Annotated in this window: 15 protein-coding genes; 7 read left to right on the top strand and 8 right to left on the bottom strand. The window is 68.1% G+C overall.

Translation table 11 applies throughout. The features are described 5' to 3' along the window. Positions 1 to 22: 22 nt before the first annotated feature. On the bottom strand, positions 23 to 1,612 hold the full coding sequence (locus tag ACFPZ3_RS04205; protein ID WP_379512590.1) for an N-acyl-D-amino-acid deacylase family protein: 1,590 nt from the start codon (positions 1,610 to 1,612) through the stop codon (positions 23 to 25). Between the two features lie 273 nt (positions 1,613 to 1,885). Here ACFPZ3_RS04205 and ACFPZ3_RS04200 point away from each other — a divergent pair, with 273 nt between their 5' ends. After that, positions 1,886 to 2,539, top strand: coding sequence for a hypothetical protein (locus ACFPZ3_RS04200; RefSeq protein WP_379512589.1), 654 nt, complete (start codon positions 1,886 to 1,888; stop codon positions 2,537 to 2,539). 204 nt (positions 2,540 to 2,743) lie between these two features. Here ACFPZ3_RS04200 and ACFPZ3_RS04195 read toward each other — a convergent pair whose 3' ends face one another. Further along, positions 2,744 to 3,868, bottom strand: coding sequence for a DegT/DnrJ/EryC1/StrS family aminotransferase (locus ACFPZ3_RS04195; RefSeq protein WP_379512588.1), 1,125 nt, complete (start codon positions 3,866 to 3,868; stop codon positions 2,744 to 2,746). 25 nt (positions 3,869 to 3,893) lie between these two features. Further along, on the bottom strand, positions 3,894 to 4,700 hold the full coding sequence (locus tag ACFPZ3_RS04190) for a class I SAM-dependent methyltransferase (RefSeq protein WP_379512587.1): 807 nt from the start codon (positions 4,698 to 4,700) through the stop codon (positions 3,894 to 3,896). A 119-nt stretch (positions 4,701 to 4,819) separates the two neighbouring features. Between ACFPZ3_RS04190 and ACFPZ3_RS04185 the strand changes: the two genes are divergently transcribed. Together ACFPZ3_RS04185 and ACFPZ3_RS04180 are read left to right on the top strand one after the other, a co-directional pair. Next, complete coding sequence (locus tag ACFPZ3_RS04185) at positions 4,820 to 6,043, top strand: methyltransferase domain-containing protein (RefSeq protein WP_379512586.1); 1,224 nt, start codon at positions 4,820 to 4,822, stop codon at positions 6,041 to 6,043. Positions 6,044 to 6,151: 108 nt separating this feature from the next. Then, positions 6,152 to 7,426, top strand: coding sequence for an acyltransferase family protein (locus tag ACFPZ3_RS04180; protein WP_379512585.1), 1,275 nt, complete (start codon positions 6,152 to 6,154; stop codon positions 7,424 to 7,426). 45 nt (positions 7,427 to 7,471) lie between these two features. Here ACFPZ3_RS04180 and ACFPZ3_RS04175 read toward each other — a convergent pair whose 3' ends face one another. The 4 genes from ACFPZ3_RS04175 to ACFPZ3_RS04160 form a co-directional block, all read right to left on the bottom strand. Then, positions 7,472 to 8,743, bottom strand: a complete 1,272-nt coding sequence (locus ACFPZ3_RS04175) for a hypothetical protein (RefSeq protein ID WP_379512584.1) — start codon at positions 8,741 to 8,743, stop codon at positions 7,472 to 7,474. Positions 8,744 to 8,887: 144 nt separating this feature from the next. Further along, a complete protein-coding gene (locus tag ACFPZ3_RS04170; protein ID WP_379512770.1) occupies positions 8,888 to 9,772 on the bottom strand; it encodes a 2OG-Fe(II) oxygenase in 885 nt (294 codons plus the stop codon). 163 nt (positions 9,773 to 9,935) lie between these two features. Next, a complete protein-coding gene (locus ACFPZ3_RS04165) occupies positions 9,936 to 11,096 on the bottom strand; it encodes a hypothetical protein (protein ID WP_379512583.1) in 1,161 nt (386 codons plus the stop codon). A gap of 244 nt (positions 11,097 to 11,340) precedes the next feature. Continuing rightward, positions 11,341 to 11,760, bottom strand: a complete 420-nt coding sequence (locus ACFPZ3_RS04160; protein WP_379512582.1) for a MarR family winged helix-turn-helix transcriptional regulator — start codon at positions 11,758 to 11,760, stop codon at positions 11,341 to 11,343. An 81-nt stretch (positions 11,761 to 11,841) separates the two neighbouring features. Between ACFPZ3_RS04160 and ACFPZ3_RS04155 the strand changes: the two genes are divergently transcribed. From ACFPZ3_RS04155 to ACFPZ3_RS04145, 3 genes are all read left to right on the top strand, one after another. Further along, complete coding sequence (locus ACFPZ3_RS04155) at positions 11,842 to 12,657, top strand: SDR family NAD(P)-dependent oxidoreductase (RefSeq protein WP_379512581.1); 816 nt, start codon at positions 11,842 to 11,844, stop codon at positions 12,655 to 12,657. A gap of 517 nt (positions 12,658 to 13,174) precedes the next feature. Further along, positions 13,175 to 13,363 carry a hypothetical protein gene (locus ACFPZ3_RS04150; protein WP_379512580.1) on the top strand — a complete coding sequence of 63 codons (189 nt, stop codon included), beginning with the start codon at positions 13,175 to 13,177 and terminating at the stop codon, positions 13,361 to 13,363. Positions 13,364 to 13,402: 39 nt separating this feature from the next. Next, positions 13,403 to 13,762, top strand: a complete 360-nt coding sequence (locus tag ACFPZ3_RS04145; RefSeq protein ID WP_379512579.1) for a hypothetical protein — start codon at positions 13,403 to 13,405, stop codon at positions 13,760 to 13,762. 28 nt (positions 13,763 to 13,790) lie between these two features. Here ACFPZ3_RS04145 and ACFPZ3_RS04140 read toward each other — a convergent pair whose 3' ends face one another. Further along, on the bottom strand, positions 13,791 to 14,642 hold the full coding sequence (locus ACFPZ3_RS04140) for a HEAT repeat domain-containing protein (protein WP_379512578.1): 852 nt from the start codon (positions 14,640 to 14,642) through the stop codon (positions 13,791 to 13,793). Positions 14,643 to 14,716: 74 nt separating this feature from the next. Between ACFPZ3_RS04140 and ACFPZ3_RS04135 the strand changes: the two genes are divergently transcribed. Then, complete coding sequence (locus ACFPZ3_RS04135; protein WP_379512577.1) at positions 14,717 to 15,532, top strand: hypothetical protein; 816 nt, start codon at positions 14,717 to 14,719, stop codon at positions 15,530 to 15,532. Positions 15,533 to 15,613: the final 81 nt, after the last annotated feature.

The following is a 15,613-nucleotide window of genomic DNA, read 5'->3' as shown; positions in this document are numbered from 1 at the left end:
TGATGGAGCCGACTCCACGCATTCAGCGCCCGCGCCGCAGGGCCCGGCCGGGAAGATGCCCGGTGGGTACGCCGTCCGCGAGCGCGGTCCGTCCGTTGACCACCACGTGCCTGACACCGGTGGCGTACTGGTGGGGTTCCTCGTACGTCGCCTGGTCGCCGACCGTGTCCGGGTCGAACACCACGATGTCGGCGTAGTTGCCGGGGGCGAGCAGACCGCGGTCCCGCAGCCCGAGGTTGCCCGCCGGCAGGCTCGTCATCCGGCGCACGGCCTCGCCGAGGGTGAGCAGGGACTGCTCGCGGACGTACCTGCCGAGGATGCGGGCGAACGTCCCATAGGCCCGCGGATGGGTGGGACCGTCGGCGTACGGCGCCTCGGTGGCGAAGGTCGGCGCGTCGGAGCCGACGGAGACCCACGGGTTGCGCAGCGCGGTGCGCAGGACCTCCTCGTCCATCATGAAGTACATGGAGTTCAGCGCCGGCTCCTGCTCGACCAGCTCCAGCAACATCTCCACCGGGTCGGTGCCGTTCCCGTCGGCCGCCTGCCGGAGGCTGAGGCCGCGGTATTTGGCCGCCGGCCCGTTCGGGTCGGGGAGCAGCATGACGCCGCTCGCGCCGCCCGCGGCGAGGTAGAGGTTCTCCCAGCGCTCCGAGGGGGTCGTCACGGCTTCGCGGATGCGGGCCCGTTCGGCCGGGTCGGCCAGCCGGGCAGCGAGAGCCTGGTGGCCGCCTTCGTGGAAGTCCGGCGGGATCGAGGCGCCGAGCTGGGTCTGTCCGGCGAGATAGGGGTAGACGTCGGCGGTCACCGGCTGGCCCGCGGACCGGGCGGCCTCAACGCGTTCGACAGCCTGGGCCATCTTCGGCCAGTTGTGCCGTCCCGCGGCCTTGAGGTGATAGATCTCCGCGTGCACCCCGGCCCGGCGGCCGATCTCGATCAGCTCGTCGACGGCGTCCAGGAAGTGGTCGCCCTCGCTGCGCATGTGCGAGATGTACGTGCCGTCGTGCCGGGCGACGACCTCGCAGAGCGCGACCAGCTCATCCGTGGAGGCGAAGCAGCCCGGCGGGTAGATGAGCGCCGACCCCAGCCCGAGGGCTCCGTCGGTCATTTCCTCGTCGAGTACGCCGCGGACGCGGGAGAGCTCGGGCGCGGTCATCGGCCGGTCGTCCGAGCCCGCCCCGATCATGCGCAGGTTGTGCGCGCCGACGAAGCTCGCGACGTTCTGCACGACTCCCTTGCCTTCGAGGTGGGCGAGGAACTCCGACAGCCGTTCCCACACCAGCGGCGGGCCGCCGGGTTCGAGCTCCGCCCGCACCTCCGGGGTGAAGGGGCCGATCGAGGTGCCCTCGCCGAAGACCTGCGTGGTGACGCCCTGGTACAGGTCGGACAGGCCGCGGCCGTCCTTCTCCAGGGTGAAGTACGCGTGGCTCAGCACGTTCACGAAGCCCGGCGCGACCACCAGCCCGGTCGCGTCGAGCACAGGCACGTCGTGCGCGTCCACACCGGGGCTCACGGCGGTGATCCGGTCACCGTCGACGAGGACGTCGGCCACGCGCCCGGGGCCGCCGCTGCCGTCATGAACCGTGCCACCGCGAATCACCAGAGTCGTCGTCATGTCGCCATCCTGCGTCGACGGCACCGCCCAGCAGTTCATTCGATCCGATGAACTCGCCACCGACCTTGGTGGCCACCGACGAAGTGCCCCCGGACGGAACGCTTGCCGGAGAGGGCGCCGGCCGGCACATGACGGAGAAACGCGCAGTAACGGCGGGCACGGTCGGGTCGCCAGAGTTCACTGTCCGCGCCGACAGCGGACTACTGCTGGCCGTGGAACGGGTGCCACCCCTACTTTCATCTGGGGGTCCGGGCACAAACGCGAGGGGAACTCATGATCACCGTACAGGGTAAGGACTTCAAGGACGTCCAGGAGCTCGTCACCGAGCTCGTGCTCTCACATCCGAACATCGTCTGGCGCAACACCTACGCCGCGGCGTTGCACAGACTGGACGCGGCCAACACCGTCCTCATCGACTACGACGAACTGATGACGCGCCTCAACGCCTTCTCCGACGCCGCACCGGCGAACGAGGTCTACGAAGTCACGTTCGAGGTGCTGGACCTCTTCACCAAGGCCGCCGCCCCGTTCGAGCGGAACGCGGCGAAAGGCTTCAAGGCGAAGGCGCAGGCGTTGAGCGCCCTGGAGCCGCGGCGGATCGCCCTCCGCAACCTCGCCGACGAACTCGAAGCCGCCAACAAGGTCGACGGGCAGGTCCTGCACTTCGGGGCGCTGCGCAGGGAGAACGTCCAGCACGTCGCCGTACTGAACAAGATCAACAACGTCACTGTTAGGATCATGCAGATCGCCGTCTTCAACTGGAACGACGACACCACAGGAGGCTCCAACCTCATGGGGGCGCTCTGCGAGGTCGGGTTCGTGCACGTGCTATACGAATGGGTGACCGGGCAGATCAACTGCAACATGCAGGCGGGGTCGAAACTCCGCAACGCCTGCGACAAGGTCTCGTGCACCATGAAGGGCTAGGGATCACACCAGGCCACCCAGCCACGCCGCGTCCGGGCTGAACAGGGCGAGCCGGCCGGGTTCGCCCGACCAGGCGGCCCGGACCACGCGACCCTCAGCCGGTTCGCCACACCCGGACCGAGCGTTCCAGGGTGGCGATGGCGGCGGGCAGGTCTCCCCCGATCGCATCGGCGTCGAACGCGCCTCGCCCATGATCCTTGAGGTTCACCAGCCGGATTTGATCGTGTCCGCTATATGCGCGCGATCGGCCTCGGAAAGCCACCAGCCGACGGGGATGTGGACGATGCGCTCGTGTACGGCGTCCAGGCCGGGCAGCGCAGAATCCGCGACCTGCCGCACGGCGCCGTGCGTGTCGTTGCGCCGGACCAGCATGCTCACCATGATCCCCGCGTCGTTCATCTTCCGCATGAACGAGGGCCGGTCCTCGGCCTTGACCGGGTACAGCCAGCAGGACGACTCCCGGTCCGGCTCCCGCGCGGTCAGTTCCAGTCCCGGTACGCCGGCCAGCTCCGCGTCGTAGAACGCGGCGTTCCTGCGGTGCTGTTCCACCCGCTCGTCGACTGTCTCCAGGTTCGCCAGCCCGATGGAGGCGCTGATCTGGTCCAGGTAGAAGTTGTAGCCCCACTCGGGCACGTCGTAGTTGCCGTTGACCCGGTCGGCCCGCCGGTCGATGCCGAAGAAGCGGAGCCTGCGGGCGCGCTCGTACGACTGCTCGTCGGGCAGGGTGAGCATGCCCCCGCAGCCGGTGCCGAGGTGCTTGGTCGCGTGGAAGCTGAACACGCAGATGTTCTCGCCGTCACCGCCCACCGGACGGCCGCGAAGGGTGCTCCCCCAGGCGTGCGCGCAGTCCTCGACGACCACCGGCCGGTAGCCGTGCGCGGCCTCGGCCGCGTCGAGGATCTCCCGCAGCCGGTCCAGGTCCACCGGATACCCGGCCCAGTGGACGATGACGATGGCGCGGGTGGCGGGTGAGATCTTCTTCGCGAGATCGTCGAGGTCGAGGTTGAGCGTGGCCGGATCCACGTCGACCCAGCGCAGGCGCAGCCCGTTGGCCAGCACGGCCCAGTTGGTGGCCTCGAAGGTCAGCGGCGTGCTCAGCACCTCGTCCCGTCCGTCGCCGGTGCCGGGCGTGCTCGCCAGCCGGAGCGCGAGATGCAGGCCCGAGGTGCCGTTGTTGACCGTGGCCACGTACGGGTTCCCGACGCGCGCGCCCAGCGCCGCCTCGAACTCCTCGACCACCGGCCCGTGCCCGATCATGCCGGTGCTCAGCACGTCGGCGATCCGGTCCAGGGTGTTCGGCCCGATCGCGGCCTTGAGCAGCGGGATCATCGGCAGCGCGCTCCGTCCGGTTCGTTCAGTGCCGGATACCGACGAAGAGCCCACGGCCATCCCCGATGTCCCCGCTCTCGATGTACTCGGCGTCGCAGCCCGCGCGCCGGAACGCGGCCGTGTAGTCGGCGGGCTCGAACAGGGTGAAGATCTGGGCCTGGTCGAAGTGGCGTACACCCGTCGCGTCCACCACGGACCAGTGCGCCTCCTGCAGGACGGTGGAGCCCGTGGCCCGCGCCACCCGCATCACCCGCGTCACCGTGCGGTCCGCGCCGCGTACGAGGTCGCCGGAGATGTGGCCGTCGATGAATTTGGCGGGGAAGTACCACGGCTCGACGATCAGCACCCCGCCGGTCGGCAGATGAGCGGCCATGCTTCCCACCGCCGCCTCCAGCTCCGCCGTGTCGGTCATGTAACCGAGCGTGCCGAAGAGGCTGCACACCGCGTCATAGGTCCGGCCGGTGTCGAACCGCCGGATGTCCCCGTCGTGGATCGTCACGCCGGGCACCTTCCCCCTGGCCGCCGCGCGCATCGTCGGGGACAGCTCGACGCCCTCGACCTCGTCGAACATGAGCCGGAACGTCCGCAGGTGCTCCCCGGTCCCGCAGGCCACGTCCAGCAGCGAGGCCGCCCCGGGGCGGCGGGCGCGTACCAGCTCGGTGATGACGGCGGACTCGTGCGCGTAGTTCTTGCCCCGCCCCTTGTAGACGAGGTCGTAGAACTCACTCACCTCGGCGCTGTAGACGTTGGCCTTCCGGGTGCCCTCGGCGTCCCGGGTGGCGGTGGCCGACATGTCCGTGGTCATCAGCGCCTCCGCAGTGGATTCGATCACCCAGCGAGTCTCACATCCGCCGCATTCGCCGGGCATCTTCCCCATTGCGCAGTTCCGCGCCGCGGAACTGCGCAATCGTCGAGATGTTCCCTGTAAGGGACCGCGGTTAGCCTCGGCTCATGTCGAACGGTAGCTGTAGGATTTGCGGCGGTACGGTGAAAGAAACCGTCAACCTGGGGCGGCAGCCATCGGGTAACGGATTTCCGTTGCCTCGTGATATCGAGCACGAGAAGTCTTTCCCGCTCAGCGCGGGGACCTGCGACTCCTGCACGATGTTCCAGCTGCTCGATGATGTTCCCCAAGAGGCGAAATACCGCGACGAATATCCTTATCACGCGTCGGGTTCCGCGGTGCACCGCGCGCATTTCGAGAGGAATGCCCGCCGTTTCCTGGAGACCGAGCTGACCGGACCGGACTCGTTCATCGTCGAGATCGGCAGCAATGACGGCGTCATGCTCGCCACGATCGCGCAGGCCGGCGTCCGGCACCTGGGCGTCGAGCCCTGCCGGGAGGTCGCCGACGTCGCGCGGGGGCGGGGGATCCGGGTGCTCGGCGAGTTCTTCGACGAGAACACCGCGGCCGCCATCCGCGCGGAGCACGGCCCCGCGGACATGGTGTTCGGGGCCAACTGCATCGCCCACATCGTCTTTCTCCGGCGGCTGCTCAAGGGCATCGACACGCTCCTGACGCCCGACGGGGTGTTCGTCTTCGAGGAGCCCTACCTCGGGTCGGTCATCGCGCAGAACGCCTTCGACATGATCTACGACGAGCACGTCTTCATCTTCTCGGTACGGTCGATCAAGGCCATGGCGGAGCTCGCCGGGTTCGAGCTCGTCAACGCCGAGCCCGTGTCGCTGCACGGCGGCACGATGCGCTACACGATCGCGCGCCCGTCCCGGCGCACCCCGGCTCCCGCGGTGGCGGAGTTCCTGGCCCGGGAGCGCGAGCAGCGGCTGGCGGAGCACGGCACGATCGAGAGGTTCGCCGGCGCGGTCAGGAAGATCCGGGAGGACCTCACCGGGCTGCTGGGCGACCTCCACGCGCAGGGCAAGCGGGTGGTCGGCTACGGCGCGCCCGCCAAGGTCACGACGGTGACGAACTACTGCGGCATCGGGACCGAACTGATCCCGTTCGTGGTCGACTCGACCCCGTCCAAGCAGGGACGGCTGGTCGCGGGCTCGCACATTCCGGTGCTGGAGCCCGGGGCGTTCGCCGCGGACCACCCCGACTACGCGGTGCTGTTCGCGTGGAACCACGCCGAGGAGATCATGGCGAAGGAGCAGGCGTTCCGCGAACGGGGCGGACGCTGGATCCTCTACGTGCCCGACGTGCACATCCTGTGAGACGTCCCGGCCCGCCGCGTGTGATTGCGCAATCATGAAGGTGCCCGGGCGGCATCCAGCGCGGACCATGTGCCCTAGCCACGTGACCAGCGAAGAGGAGAACCGACCTTGACAGCCACCACACCCTTCGTGGACCCCGGTGCCGCGACCGAACGCCGAAGCGATCTCCCGGCGCTGACCGGGATGCGGTTCTTCGCCGCGCTGCTCGTCTTCATGAGCCACGTGGCGTTCCCGCTCTACCCCGGAAACCAGAACCCCGCGCTGCCCTTCTCCGACCAGGGGCTCGCCACCGGCTTCATGACCTTCACCGGGCCGGGCGGGTACATCGGGGTGTCCTTCTTCTTCATCCTCAGCGGGTTCGTCATCACCTGGGCGGCCCGCCCCGGCATGCGGACGAGGGGCTATCTGCGCCGCCGCATCGTGAAGATCTTCCCCAACCACATCGTGACGTGGGCACTGGCCATGGTGCTGTTCGCCGCCGCGTCCACGCCGGCCAACGGGTTGCCGAGCCTCTTCCTGGTGAACACCTGGACGACCGACTCCGGGTACTGGGGCGGCGCCAACATGCCGGCCTGGTCGCTGACCTCGGAGATACTCTTCTACCTCCTGTTCCCGCTGCTGATCATCCCGATCCGGCGGATCGCGGACAACCGGCTGTGGGTGTCGGCGGCGGTCGCGATCGCGGGCATGTACGCGATCTGCCTCGCCACGCTCTACCTGGTGCCGGACACACCCGCGATCCCCGGGGGCGGGCTGTCGTTGACGCAGTTCTGGTTCATCTACGTGTTCCCGCCGGTACGGCTGCTCGAATTCGTCTTCGGCATGATCCTGGCGCGCATCGTGATGCGCGGCCTGTGGCCGAAGCGGATCGGCTACACCCCGGTCGTGATCCTGCTGGCGCTCGCGTACTGGGGGACGCTCGAACTGCCCTCGCCGTACAACATGACGCTGGTCACCGCGATCCCCTTCGGGCTGGCCATCGGCACCTTCGCCGCGGCCAACGTCCGGGGCGAGCGCACCGTGCTGGGCAGCAGGCCGATGGTGTGGCTCGGGAACATCTCGTTCGGCTTCTTCATGACGCAGGCCATCGTGCTCTTCTGGTTGCGCCCGGCGGTGCTGGGCAATGACTCGTACGGCCTCTGGGGCGGCGTCGCGCTCATCGTCGCCCTCACCGCCGCGAACATCCTCGCCGGCTGGCTGCTGTTCAAGTTCGTGGAGCAGCCCGCGATGCGTTACCTGAGCCGGCCCCGCGGGTCGGCGTCCGCGCCACCACGGGTGCGCGAGCCGGTGGGGGCGGCCTCTGCGGCGCCACCGGTCCGCGAGCCGGTGGGGGCGCCCGCCGGCCACACGGCCACCGATCCGAAGGACCCGGATCTGGTGTGACCCCTCATCAGGCGGGGGCCGGTGTCACCGGCCCCCGCCGCACGGTCAGGACTTCCAGTCGTCGGTGAGCCAGGCCAGGTTCGCCACGTGACGCTCACGGGCGAGGCGCTCTCGTTCGAAGAGGTCTTCCGTCTTGGTCAGCACCAGGGTGAACGGGCGGCCCTGCCGTCTGGTCTCGTGACGGACGGGCAGCTCCGCGTCATCGATTCGGGCGTGGACATGCCTGCGCCCGTCCTTCGCGAGCGGCCAGCCGAGAGCACGCCGTTCAGGATGCCGGAGGAACGTGCCGAGCACTTCGCACAGCTCGCACGCGCATCCGGTGGGCAGCTCGATCGACCAGTCGCCCGGCGCGCGTCGTGGCTGCGCCAGTGATGCCCGGATCCGTTCGGCACAGTGGACGGCCAGCTCGCCGAAGCCCGCCTGCCGCGCACCGGCGGCGCGCAGCGTGGCCATCGCCAGCACGTGCGCCCGATCACCGGCTGTCCGCGCGAGCTCGTGGGCGTCCTCCAATACGTCCGTCGATCCCAGCCGGCTCGCGGCCGCGATGATCCCGGAGCATGGCGCCCCCAAGGAGGTCAGCCATGCTTCCTGCCGGGAGACGAGGGGCCCGTCGAGCGCCGGACCGACCTGGCCCGCGAACATCGTCCACGACAGGCCGACGACGCTCCGGGCGGCGGTGATGGATGGGCCCCCCTCCGCCGAGAGCGCGCCACACAGCTGTGGAAGATTTTCGAGCCATTCCAGCGGCGCCTGGGCGAGGCCGTAGGAGCCGGGCCGCCAGCCCTCGGACCAATCGCGCAGCAGGCCGTCGATCCAGGTGCTGCCGTAGTGCGCCGCCAGGCCGGCGAAAGCCGGGCCGTGCTCAGGGACCAGCCGCTCCAACACGAACGGCCGCAGCAGCATGGCGGCGATCTGCGTGTCATCCAGCTCCGTGGCTGCTTCCAGCGCCTTGCCGAGAAGCTCGGTCTGGCCGGCGTAACGGCCTGCGGCGTGCCAGATGGACTCCAGCGATCGCGCCGCCTCACGGGCCCGCGCGATCTCCCCGGCGCGGGCCATCGCGGTGAGTTCGTCCAGCGCCCATCCTGGAGACGCCTCGGCCCGGCTGGCGAAGCCCTGGCCGCGGGGCCAGATGACCAGCGCCGCCCGCCGGTACCAGCGGTCCAGGGTGTTGCCGTAGTTGCCCATGTAGCCCTCGTACTCGGAGGAGTAGGGCGTCATATCGGTCGTTGGGGTCGTCGAGGCCACCTCGGCGTCGCTGAGGTCCAGTGAGATGTCCTCGAGCCGCCCTGTTTCCGGGCCGATCCAGTGGGCGAGCATGGTCGTGGTCTCGATCAGATCCTGAAGGGTGTACCGCCTGTCGTCCGCGCCGCCCGGGTCCTCGTCGTCGTCGGGGGCCTCGTCCTCATGGTCGCCGTACCACCCATCCTCCTCCTCGTCGGGATCGTAGGCGTCCCAGGTCTCCTAGATCTCCGCGAGTGCCAGGGTGATCTCGCAACCCGCCCGCTCCGCCGCGGCCCGCAGCAGGGCGCCCCGCGCGGTGTCGGAGCCCTTCAACCGGGACCAGCTCAGCCCGCGGGCGGTGTACTCGTGGTCGAGCAGGTATGCCAGCCGCGCCGGCGGATCGCCCCTGCGACGGCTGTACGGGAGGACGACCGGGGTGGTGAAGTGCGCGTGAAGGCAGGCCGCGAGATCACCGACCAGCGGATGCTCGGCGGCCGCATCCTGGCCGTCGCCCGTCAGGAGCAGGTTGTAGGTGAGGGTGACGCGGTTGCCCGTTTTCACGGGAACAACCTGGTGACGGCAGTCGGCGTAGAAGGCTACCAACGAGACCGCGGTCTTCAGCCCCCGGTATTTCTTGGTCTGGCCCTGGTGCTCGATGACGAGCTCGCCGCCGGTGTGCGCGGACGGCAGCGTCACCACCAAGGTCGCGACCATGGCGTCGTCCTTTTCTGAATCCTGGTGGGCGACGAAGAACTGTCCGGTCTCGTACAGCAGGATGGAGTGGAGCTCCGGCGTGAGCTCGCAATGAAGCGGGAGCCCCAGTTCCGCGCGCATCCCGTCGAGGACGGCCGCGAACGCCTCTGTCCACTCGACGCGCACCGACTCCTTGGGAATCTCCCAGGTGTCGCGAACCTCCGGGTCGGTCAGGGTCTGCTCACCGCGCCCGAACCGCGCACGGTGGCCGAGCCCGCGCAGCTGGACGGCCTGCTCATCGGAGACGGGGAACCGCAGCGGGCCGGCCCCGTCCACCACCACCGACAGATCGGTCGCGGAAAGCTTTCGATAGACGCTGGACGCGGCCGCCGCTGACACATCGAGTAACTCGGCCAGTCGTTCACGGGCCATGCCGGGCACGGAATCCCTCCTTTGTCGAGGAACCAAAATCACTGCGCGGAGAGCACTCCGGTGGCGCTTTCAGGAATGCCGTCCGCGGATGCCGAAGACCGCGATCGCGACCTCTGCGCGATTCTTACATCGGCCGGCGGGACGCCACCTGATACCCAACTGATCACGGGAGAAGGCCGCGTGCGAGTCGTTCGGCGTTGAGTGCGCGGATGGCGTCGTCAACGGCTTGCCGGTCGGTGAGGTCGACGCCGCTGTCGGCGAGAGCGGCGGCGATCTGCTTGGCGGGACCCCAGGAGACGTCGTCATCGAATGCCTGGCGGAACTCGTGAAGGTGGTCATCGACGGCATCGACGACCGGGGTGATCCATCGGGGATCGATGCCGCGCTGCTCCAGGGCGAAGGCCGACCACTGGCGAAGGACGTCGGGGAGGGCTGTGCGCTGGGCGGCATCGAGGATGGCCTTGCGGGGCAGCCAGTCGGTGAGCAGCAGCATGACCTCGGCAGGGCTCCAGGCCAGCGGGCCGGAGACGATGTAGCCCTCGCCGTAGTCCAGGAACAGCTCGGCCAGTGACCTGCTCACCTCGTCGTCCAGGTTGTTGGCGGCGGTGAACCGCTGGATCAGGCGGTGGCGCTCGGCCTCGGGCAGACTGGCTCGTTCGGGCCACTCGGGCAGGTGGTCGCGGCAGCGGGACCAGGCCAGCGCCCGGTTGTCGATGAAGTCCTCATCGTCGTTGCGCGGCCAGGTGATATCGGTGGTGCGCAGCGCATCGGCCAGGTCGGCGAGCACCTCGGGCGCCGGAGCCTGGCTGATCGGCATAGGAACCTCGTCGGATTCGTGTCGTTGGTCCCACTGCGCGGCAGCGCCGGGTTCCAGGACCGCGATCTTGCCGACCATCAGCCCCCCGGGCTTGAGGACCTGGGCCATCAGCGTGTGGGGATGGGGACCGTCGTAGTCGATGAGCAGCACCTGTTCGCTGTCCCACACGTCCACCGCTCGCCACGCCGATGTCGCGGTCCATGCCGTGTCCGCAGATGCGGCGCTGTACCAGGGCGGCAGCGGTTGGGTCTCTTCCAGGATCTCGATCGTCTCGGCCAGCATGGTGATGTCGGTGGCGGGCGCGACCCGCGCCAGCGCGGCGATCGCGGCCAGGCCGTGCGGTGAGGGCGTGGTGGATGCCCGGCCGGTCACCTCCATGCACAACCGATGCTCGGCCTCGCGTTCGCCCAGCTCCGCGGTCGACCATGCCCCGCCGAGCCAACCGCTGGCCCAGGTTTCGGCCATCAGCGGATCGGCCAGGCCGGTGAGCTGCCGGGCATCGCGCATCAGCAGGTCTGATCGGCGTGGCGGGAGAGGCGAACGACGGACCGATCTGCTGCTGGTGGCCTTGCGGCGGCCGCGGCTCTTGGGCATGTTTCAGTCGACCACATCGGCGACCGGGTCGCATCTTGATCAGCGCGCCGGGGCTTCCAAGCCGCCGGCCATGGGCTTGGAGTGCTTGATCGAGTCGCAGGGGTGGGAGCGCTCACGGTACGGCGTGATATCGGGCGGCGCCCCCGTCTCAGGCTCGTCAGCCCGAGCTGACGACGCGGTTGAGCAGGACCATGAGCTGCCGCAGTTCGTCGCGGTTCAGCACCGCCAGCGGGGTCTTCTCCATCGCCGTACGGACCAGTTCGTCGCGTACCTCGCGGCCCTTGGCGGTCAGGACCAGGACGCGAGAGCGGCGGTCGGCCGGGTCCACGGCGCGCTCCACCAGGCCCCGGTCGGTGAGCTGGTTGGTGATGAAGGTCAGGTTGGGGGCGTTGCAGTACAGGCGCTCGGTCATCACCTTCATCGAGGGTGGCGGCTCGGCCGGGTCGATGGCCCACAGCGCCTGGAACGTCGCCGGTGTCAGGGCGTGCCTGGCCAGCGCCTGCCCGATCAGGTCGTTGGTCCGCATCCAGATGTCGTGGGTCGCGGCGACCACCGCGGTGAGCTCGGGCGTGGTCATGCCGCCATTCTACCGGTGTTTCGAGTTTCGAAGGATCGTGCTAGCGTCAATACTTCGAGACTTGAAGCAATGGAGGTTGTTGTGACCGACGACTATCGCGGCGTCACCGCGCTCGTCACGGGCGCGTCCAAGGGGCTGGGGCGGGCGTACGCGCTGGAGCTGACGCGCCGGGGAGCACGGGTGATCCTGCTGGCCCGTTCGGAGGGGAGCCTGCGGGAGCTCGCCACACACATTCGGGAACAGCACGGCAGGCCGGACGCCGAGGTCATCACCGGCGACCTCGCCGCTCCGGACGGTCCGGACCGGGTCCTGCGGGAGCTGCGTGACCGCGGCCTGACCGTCGACCTGTTGCTCAACAACGCCGGCGCGGGCAGCGCGGGCCCGTTCCTCGGGCGCCCGCTGGAGCCGCAACTGCGCTCCGTCGGGCTCAACGTCGTCGGTCTGATCGCGCTGACCCACGCGATCGGGGCCGAGCTGGTCGCCCGCGGCTCCGGCGGCATCATCAACGTCTCGTCCACCGCCGCCTTCCAGCCCATGCCCTACCAGGCCAGCTATGCCGCGACCAAGGCGTTCGTGCTCTCCTTCACCGAGGCGCTGGCCGAGGAACTGCGCGGCACCGGCGTCCACGTCATGGCCGCGCACCCCGGCGCGATCGCAACCGGCTTCTTCGACGGCACCTCGGCCACGATCGACCCCCGAGTTGCCGACACGCCGGCCACCGTCGCGGCCCGTACGCTGGACGACTACGCCCGGCGGCGCGCGGTGTCCTACCCGGGCCGGGCCGTGAACCGGGCCCTGACCTGGCCCGCGCGCCTGCTGCCGCGCACCGTCGTCGCGCGGATCGCCGGCGCGTTCAACCGCCGGCAGCGCCTGCACGAAGTCGCCGACCTTGCCTAGCGCTCCGGCGACACATCGCGATCATGGTCGGGATCCGCGCTGGTAGTGGTCGTGCTGTTCCTCGGTGGCGACGCCGCCAGTGCCCGCAGTACAGGTCGTTGTCTGCCACGCCGAGACCCGTGTCGTGACCACGCTGAATGCGAACGAGCTCGCCCTGCAGGGCGAGATCTTCGTGGGGCAATCTTGTGTCCTAGACCATTGGACGCACATGGCGCACCACTGCCATTGGCCACATCCGCATGGTCTGACAGCTTTTCACCACGCGCCCGGCCGAGAGTTCGGCCGGGCCTGCTCAATCCAGGTCCACGCGGCCCCGACGCTTGCCCATGACGCCGAGGCCGCCTTCCTGCCGCAAGAAACGAAGGTATAGGAGCACGGCCATCATGGCCGCATCCACTGTGCGTAACCAACCAATTCCGCATGTTGCCTTGCCGGGCAGGCTTCCTTGCCCTACGTCCGGCGCCTCTGCGGAAGGACAGGCGTACTGAACAAGATCAACAACGTCACTGTCAGGATCATGCAGATCGTCGTCTTCAACTGGAACGACGACGCCGCAGGGGGCTCCAACCTCATGGGGGCGCTCGGAGAGGTCGGGTTCGTGCACGTGCTGTACCAATGGGTGACCGGGCAGATCAACTGCAACATGCAGGCGGGCCGCCCGCGGACGTCAAGATCGTGCTGCTGGCGGCGGCTTCCAGCCCGCTGATGGTGGCCGTCGCGCGGTGGGCGGGGTCATGATGGCGGCATGGCGATGGGAAAGAGCCCGTGGGTGTGGATCGTGCTGGTGCTCTCGGGGCTGGTGGCCGGCGTGCTGGGCGTGGTCTTCATTGTGCTGGATCTGGCGCAGGCCGATCAGCTGGCCAGCGTGATCGGAGTGTTCGTCGGCCTGGCCGGGCTCGGGGTGTCGGTGTACGGGGTGGTGCTGGCCCGCCGCGGCGCGGTCCCCTCTCCCACCCCGCCGCAGGCCGCCGCGCGGCCCGCCTCGATCACCGGGGCGGGCGAGACGCGTAACACGATCGAGGGCGGCACCTTCCATGGGACGGTGATCCAGGCCCGCGATATCACCGGCCGCGGTCTTGAGCCGATGAAAAGGCTGCTCGCCTGATGAACCGTGCAGTTGGGCTGCAGGCTTCCTATGACTGACAGGAGCGCAGCGCCAAGTCGGCCAAGATCCACGTATTTCCGTGCAAATACGGAATCTCGGTGCTCTCCTCTTTTGCAAGGCTTTTGCACTCATGTAGAAGATCAGCGATATACCCATGGGCAGTCCTCGTAGACCATGCCAATGCGATCGCCGCTGCCCATCGAATCAGACGGTCCTCGTGTTGGAGTCGATCGGTCAGGACGGAATTGACTTCTGGATCGCTTGACGGCAGCCCAATTAGCCCCGCGGCAATCTGCGCCGTACCGGCCAAGGCGCTCGGTGCGCTAGAAGTGAAAGTGTCCAACAAAAAGGACTTTGCGTATGACTTTTCGCCGGGAAAGTATCCGATTAGAGCGGCCGCCTGAATGCGTTCGGGCAAGGTCCCTGTCTGAAGGTAATCGCAGTAGAGGGGAACCCCTGCTGCAACTTTGTAATAGAGGTCGATACTCAGGCTCTTCTCGTCCCCGTCGTACATGGAAACTTCGAGTGCACTTGGGATTTCCATGTACGTCTCGTGCAGCAGGATTCCTTCGATAAGGTAGTCCGATTCTTCCCTGAAGGTGAGCTCCGCCAGCAATTCGAGAACACTTGCGCTGCGAAGAGTGAGGCCCTCCTGGAGCAGACGGATCAGGAAGGGGATGGCATAAGACGCGGCGTTGAAGCGCATGCCCTCTGACACCAGGAAATTCCGTATATTATCATATGCCTCCGTCTGCTCATTGGCATTGTCGGAAGCCAGTCGAACCAGGGTCTCGGGGATCTCTGATGCATTGCCGTATGCGATCTCTGTGGTCGCCCAGTCTATCGCCTGCAGTTCTGAGAGCCATGGTATATAGATCACTAGATTCTCCAGAACGGGTGAGATTGCATTGCATGGCCCGCGCCAACCTCTGAAAAGGCGCTGGAGGGGCGAACATGAACGGGCAATTCGGGCATGCGCTGCCTATCGGCAGCGACGAGGTCATCTCGCTCGCGATCAACGGCCAGGACCCCGCGGGTACGGCCGGAATAGTTTCCCTGATCGGCGACGGGATCCGTCTTCATCCCCTCGACCGGCCCGACTACGCGAAGAGCCTGTCCGACAACGGTTTACCCGATGCGGCATTCCGGGTGGCGGAGGCGACGCCGGGGTGGTCGTCGGCACGAGACGTGGATTGCCGCACGGCGGCGGAGGTCCTGCTGAAGATCGACCGGCGGCGTGCGGTCGAGATTCTGCGAGCGCAGCTCGAGGACACGATCACCAGTTCCTGGGGAGCGGGCGTGACCCAAGCACTGGATGACGACGGCATGCCGGGCCTCGATGAACTGAGCCTGCGCATCGCCGAGCGTGTGCTTGTCCTTCCCGATGCTGAGGGCTCCCACGTCCAGACCGCTCTCGGTTCGATCTTCAGGTACGGAGGGAGTGGCCGGATGGCCGAGGTCGTCGAGGGGATCTGCCGCCATCCCGCGCTGACATTCTTGCAGCAGTGCCACATGGCGCAGGTCCTCATAGCCAGCGGTGAGGACGACGCCGCCCTGGCTGTCTGGCGGCACCTGCTCAGCGTGCGCGGCCGTGAGTCGGACAGCACTGTGATCAGCCTGCTGGAGGACATCGCCCAGGCCTTGACGTACAAGGGGGCGATGGAACTCGTTCGCGAGGCGCTCGAATCCGGGCCCAAGCAGGCGGCCCAACAGCGCCGCCGACTGGAACGCATGGTGTCCTGGCTGGCTAGTTCGCCCGTACGCGGCTAGTGGGATGCGCCGGAAAATCGGGCTGTAAGTACATATGAGGATTATGTCGCATCGAGGTCCGCGGGCGCTGGAGGCGGCGCT

The organism is Nonomuraea insulae, assembly GCF_042656245.1.
The sequence above is the reverse complement of the archived record's forward strand: the minus strand, read 5'-3'. Positions and strand labels throughout refer to the sequence as shown.

What these genes read in the sequence shown, in the direction of transcription:
- ACFPZ3_RS04205 (WP_379512590.1), bottom strand. Translation starts at nt 1,612, where the DNA reads ATGACGACGACTCTGGTGATTCGCGGTGGCACGGTTCATGACGGCAGC.
- ACFPZ3_RS04200 (WP_379512589.1), top strand. Translation starts at nt 1,886, where the DNA reads ATGATCACCGTACAGGGTAAGGACTTCAAGGACGTCCAGGAGCTCGTC.
- ACFPZ3_RS04195 (WP_379512588.1), bottom strand. Translation starts at nt 3,868, where the DNA reads ATGATCCCGCTGCTCAAGGCCGCGATCGGGCCGAACACCCTGGACCGG.
- ACFPZ3_RS04185 (WP_379512586.1), top strand. Translation starts at nt 4,820, where the DNA reads ATGTCGAACGGTAGCTGTAGGATTTGCGGCGGTACGGTGAAAGAAACC.
- ACFPZ3_RS04175 (WP_379512584.1), bottom strand. Translation starts at nt 8,743, where the DNA reads ATGCTCGCCCACTGGATCGGCCCGGAAACAGGGCGGCTCGAGGACATC.
- ACFPZ3_RS04170 (WP_379512770.1), bottom strand. Translation starts at nt 9,772, where the DNA reads ATGGCCCGTGAACGACTGGCCGAGTTACTCGATGTGTCAGCGGCGGCC.
- ACFPZ3_RS04165 (WP_379512583.1), bottom strand. Translation starts at nt 11,096, where the DNA reads ATGCGCGATGCCCGGCAGCTCACCGGCCTGGCCGATCCGCTGATGGCC.
- ACFPZ3_RS04160 (WP_379512582.1), bottom strand. Translation starts at nt 11,760, where the DNA reads ATGACCACGCCCGAGCTCACCGCGGTGGTCGCCGCGACCCACGACATC.
- ACFPZ3_RS04150 (WP_379512580.1), top strand. Translation starts at nt 13,175, where the DNA reads ATGCAGATCGTCGTCTTCAACTGGAACGACGACGCCGCAGGGGGCTCC.
- ACFPZ3_RS04145 (WP_379512579.1), top strand. Translation starts at nt 13,403, where the DNA reads ATGGCGATGGGAAAGAGCCCGTGGGTGTGGATCGTGCTGGTGCTCTCG.
- ACFPZ3_RS04135 (WP_379512577.1), top strand. Translation starts at nt 14,717, where the DNA reads ATGAACGGGCAATTCGGGCATGCGCTGCCTATCGGCAGCGACGAGGTC.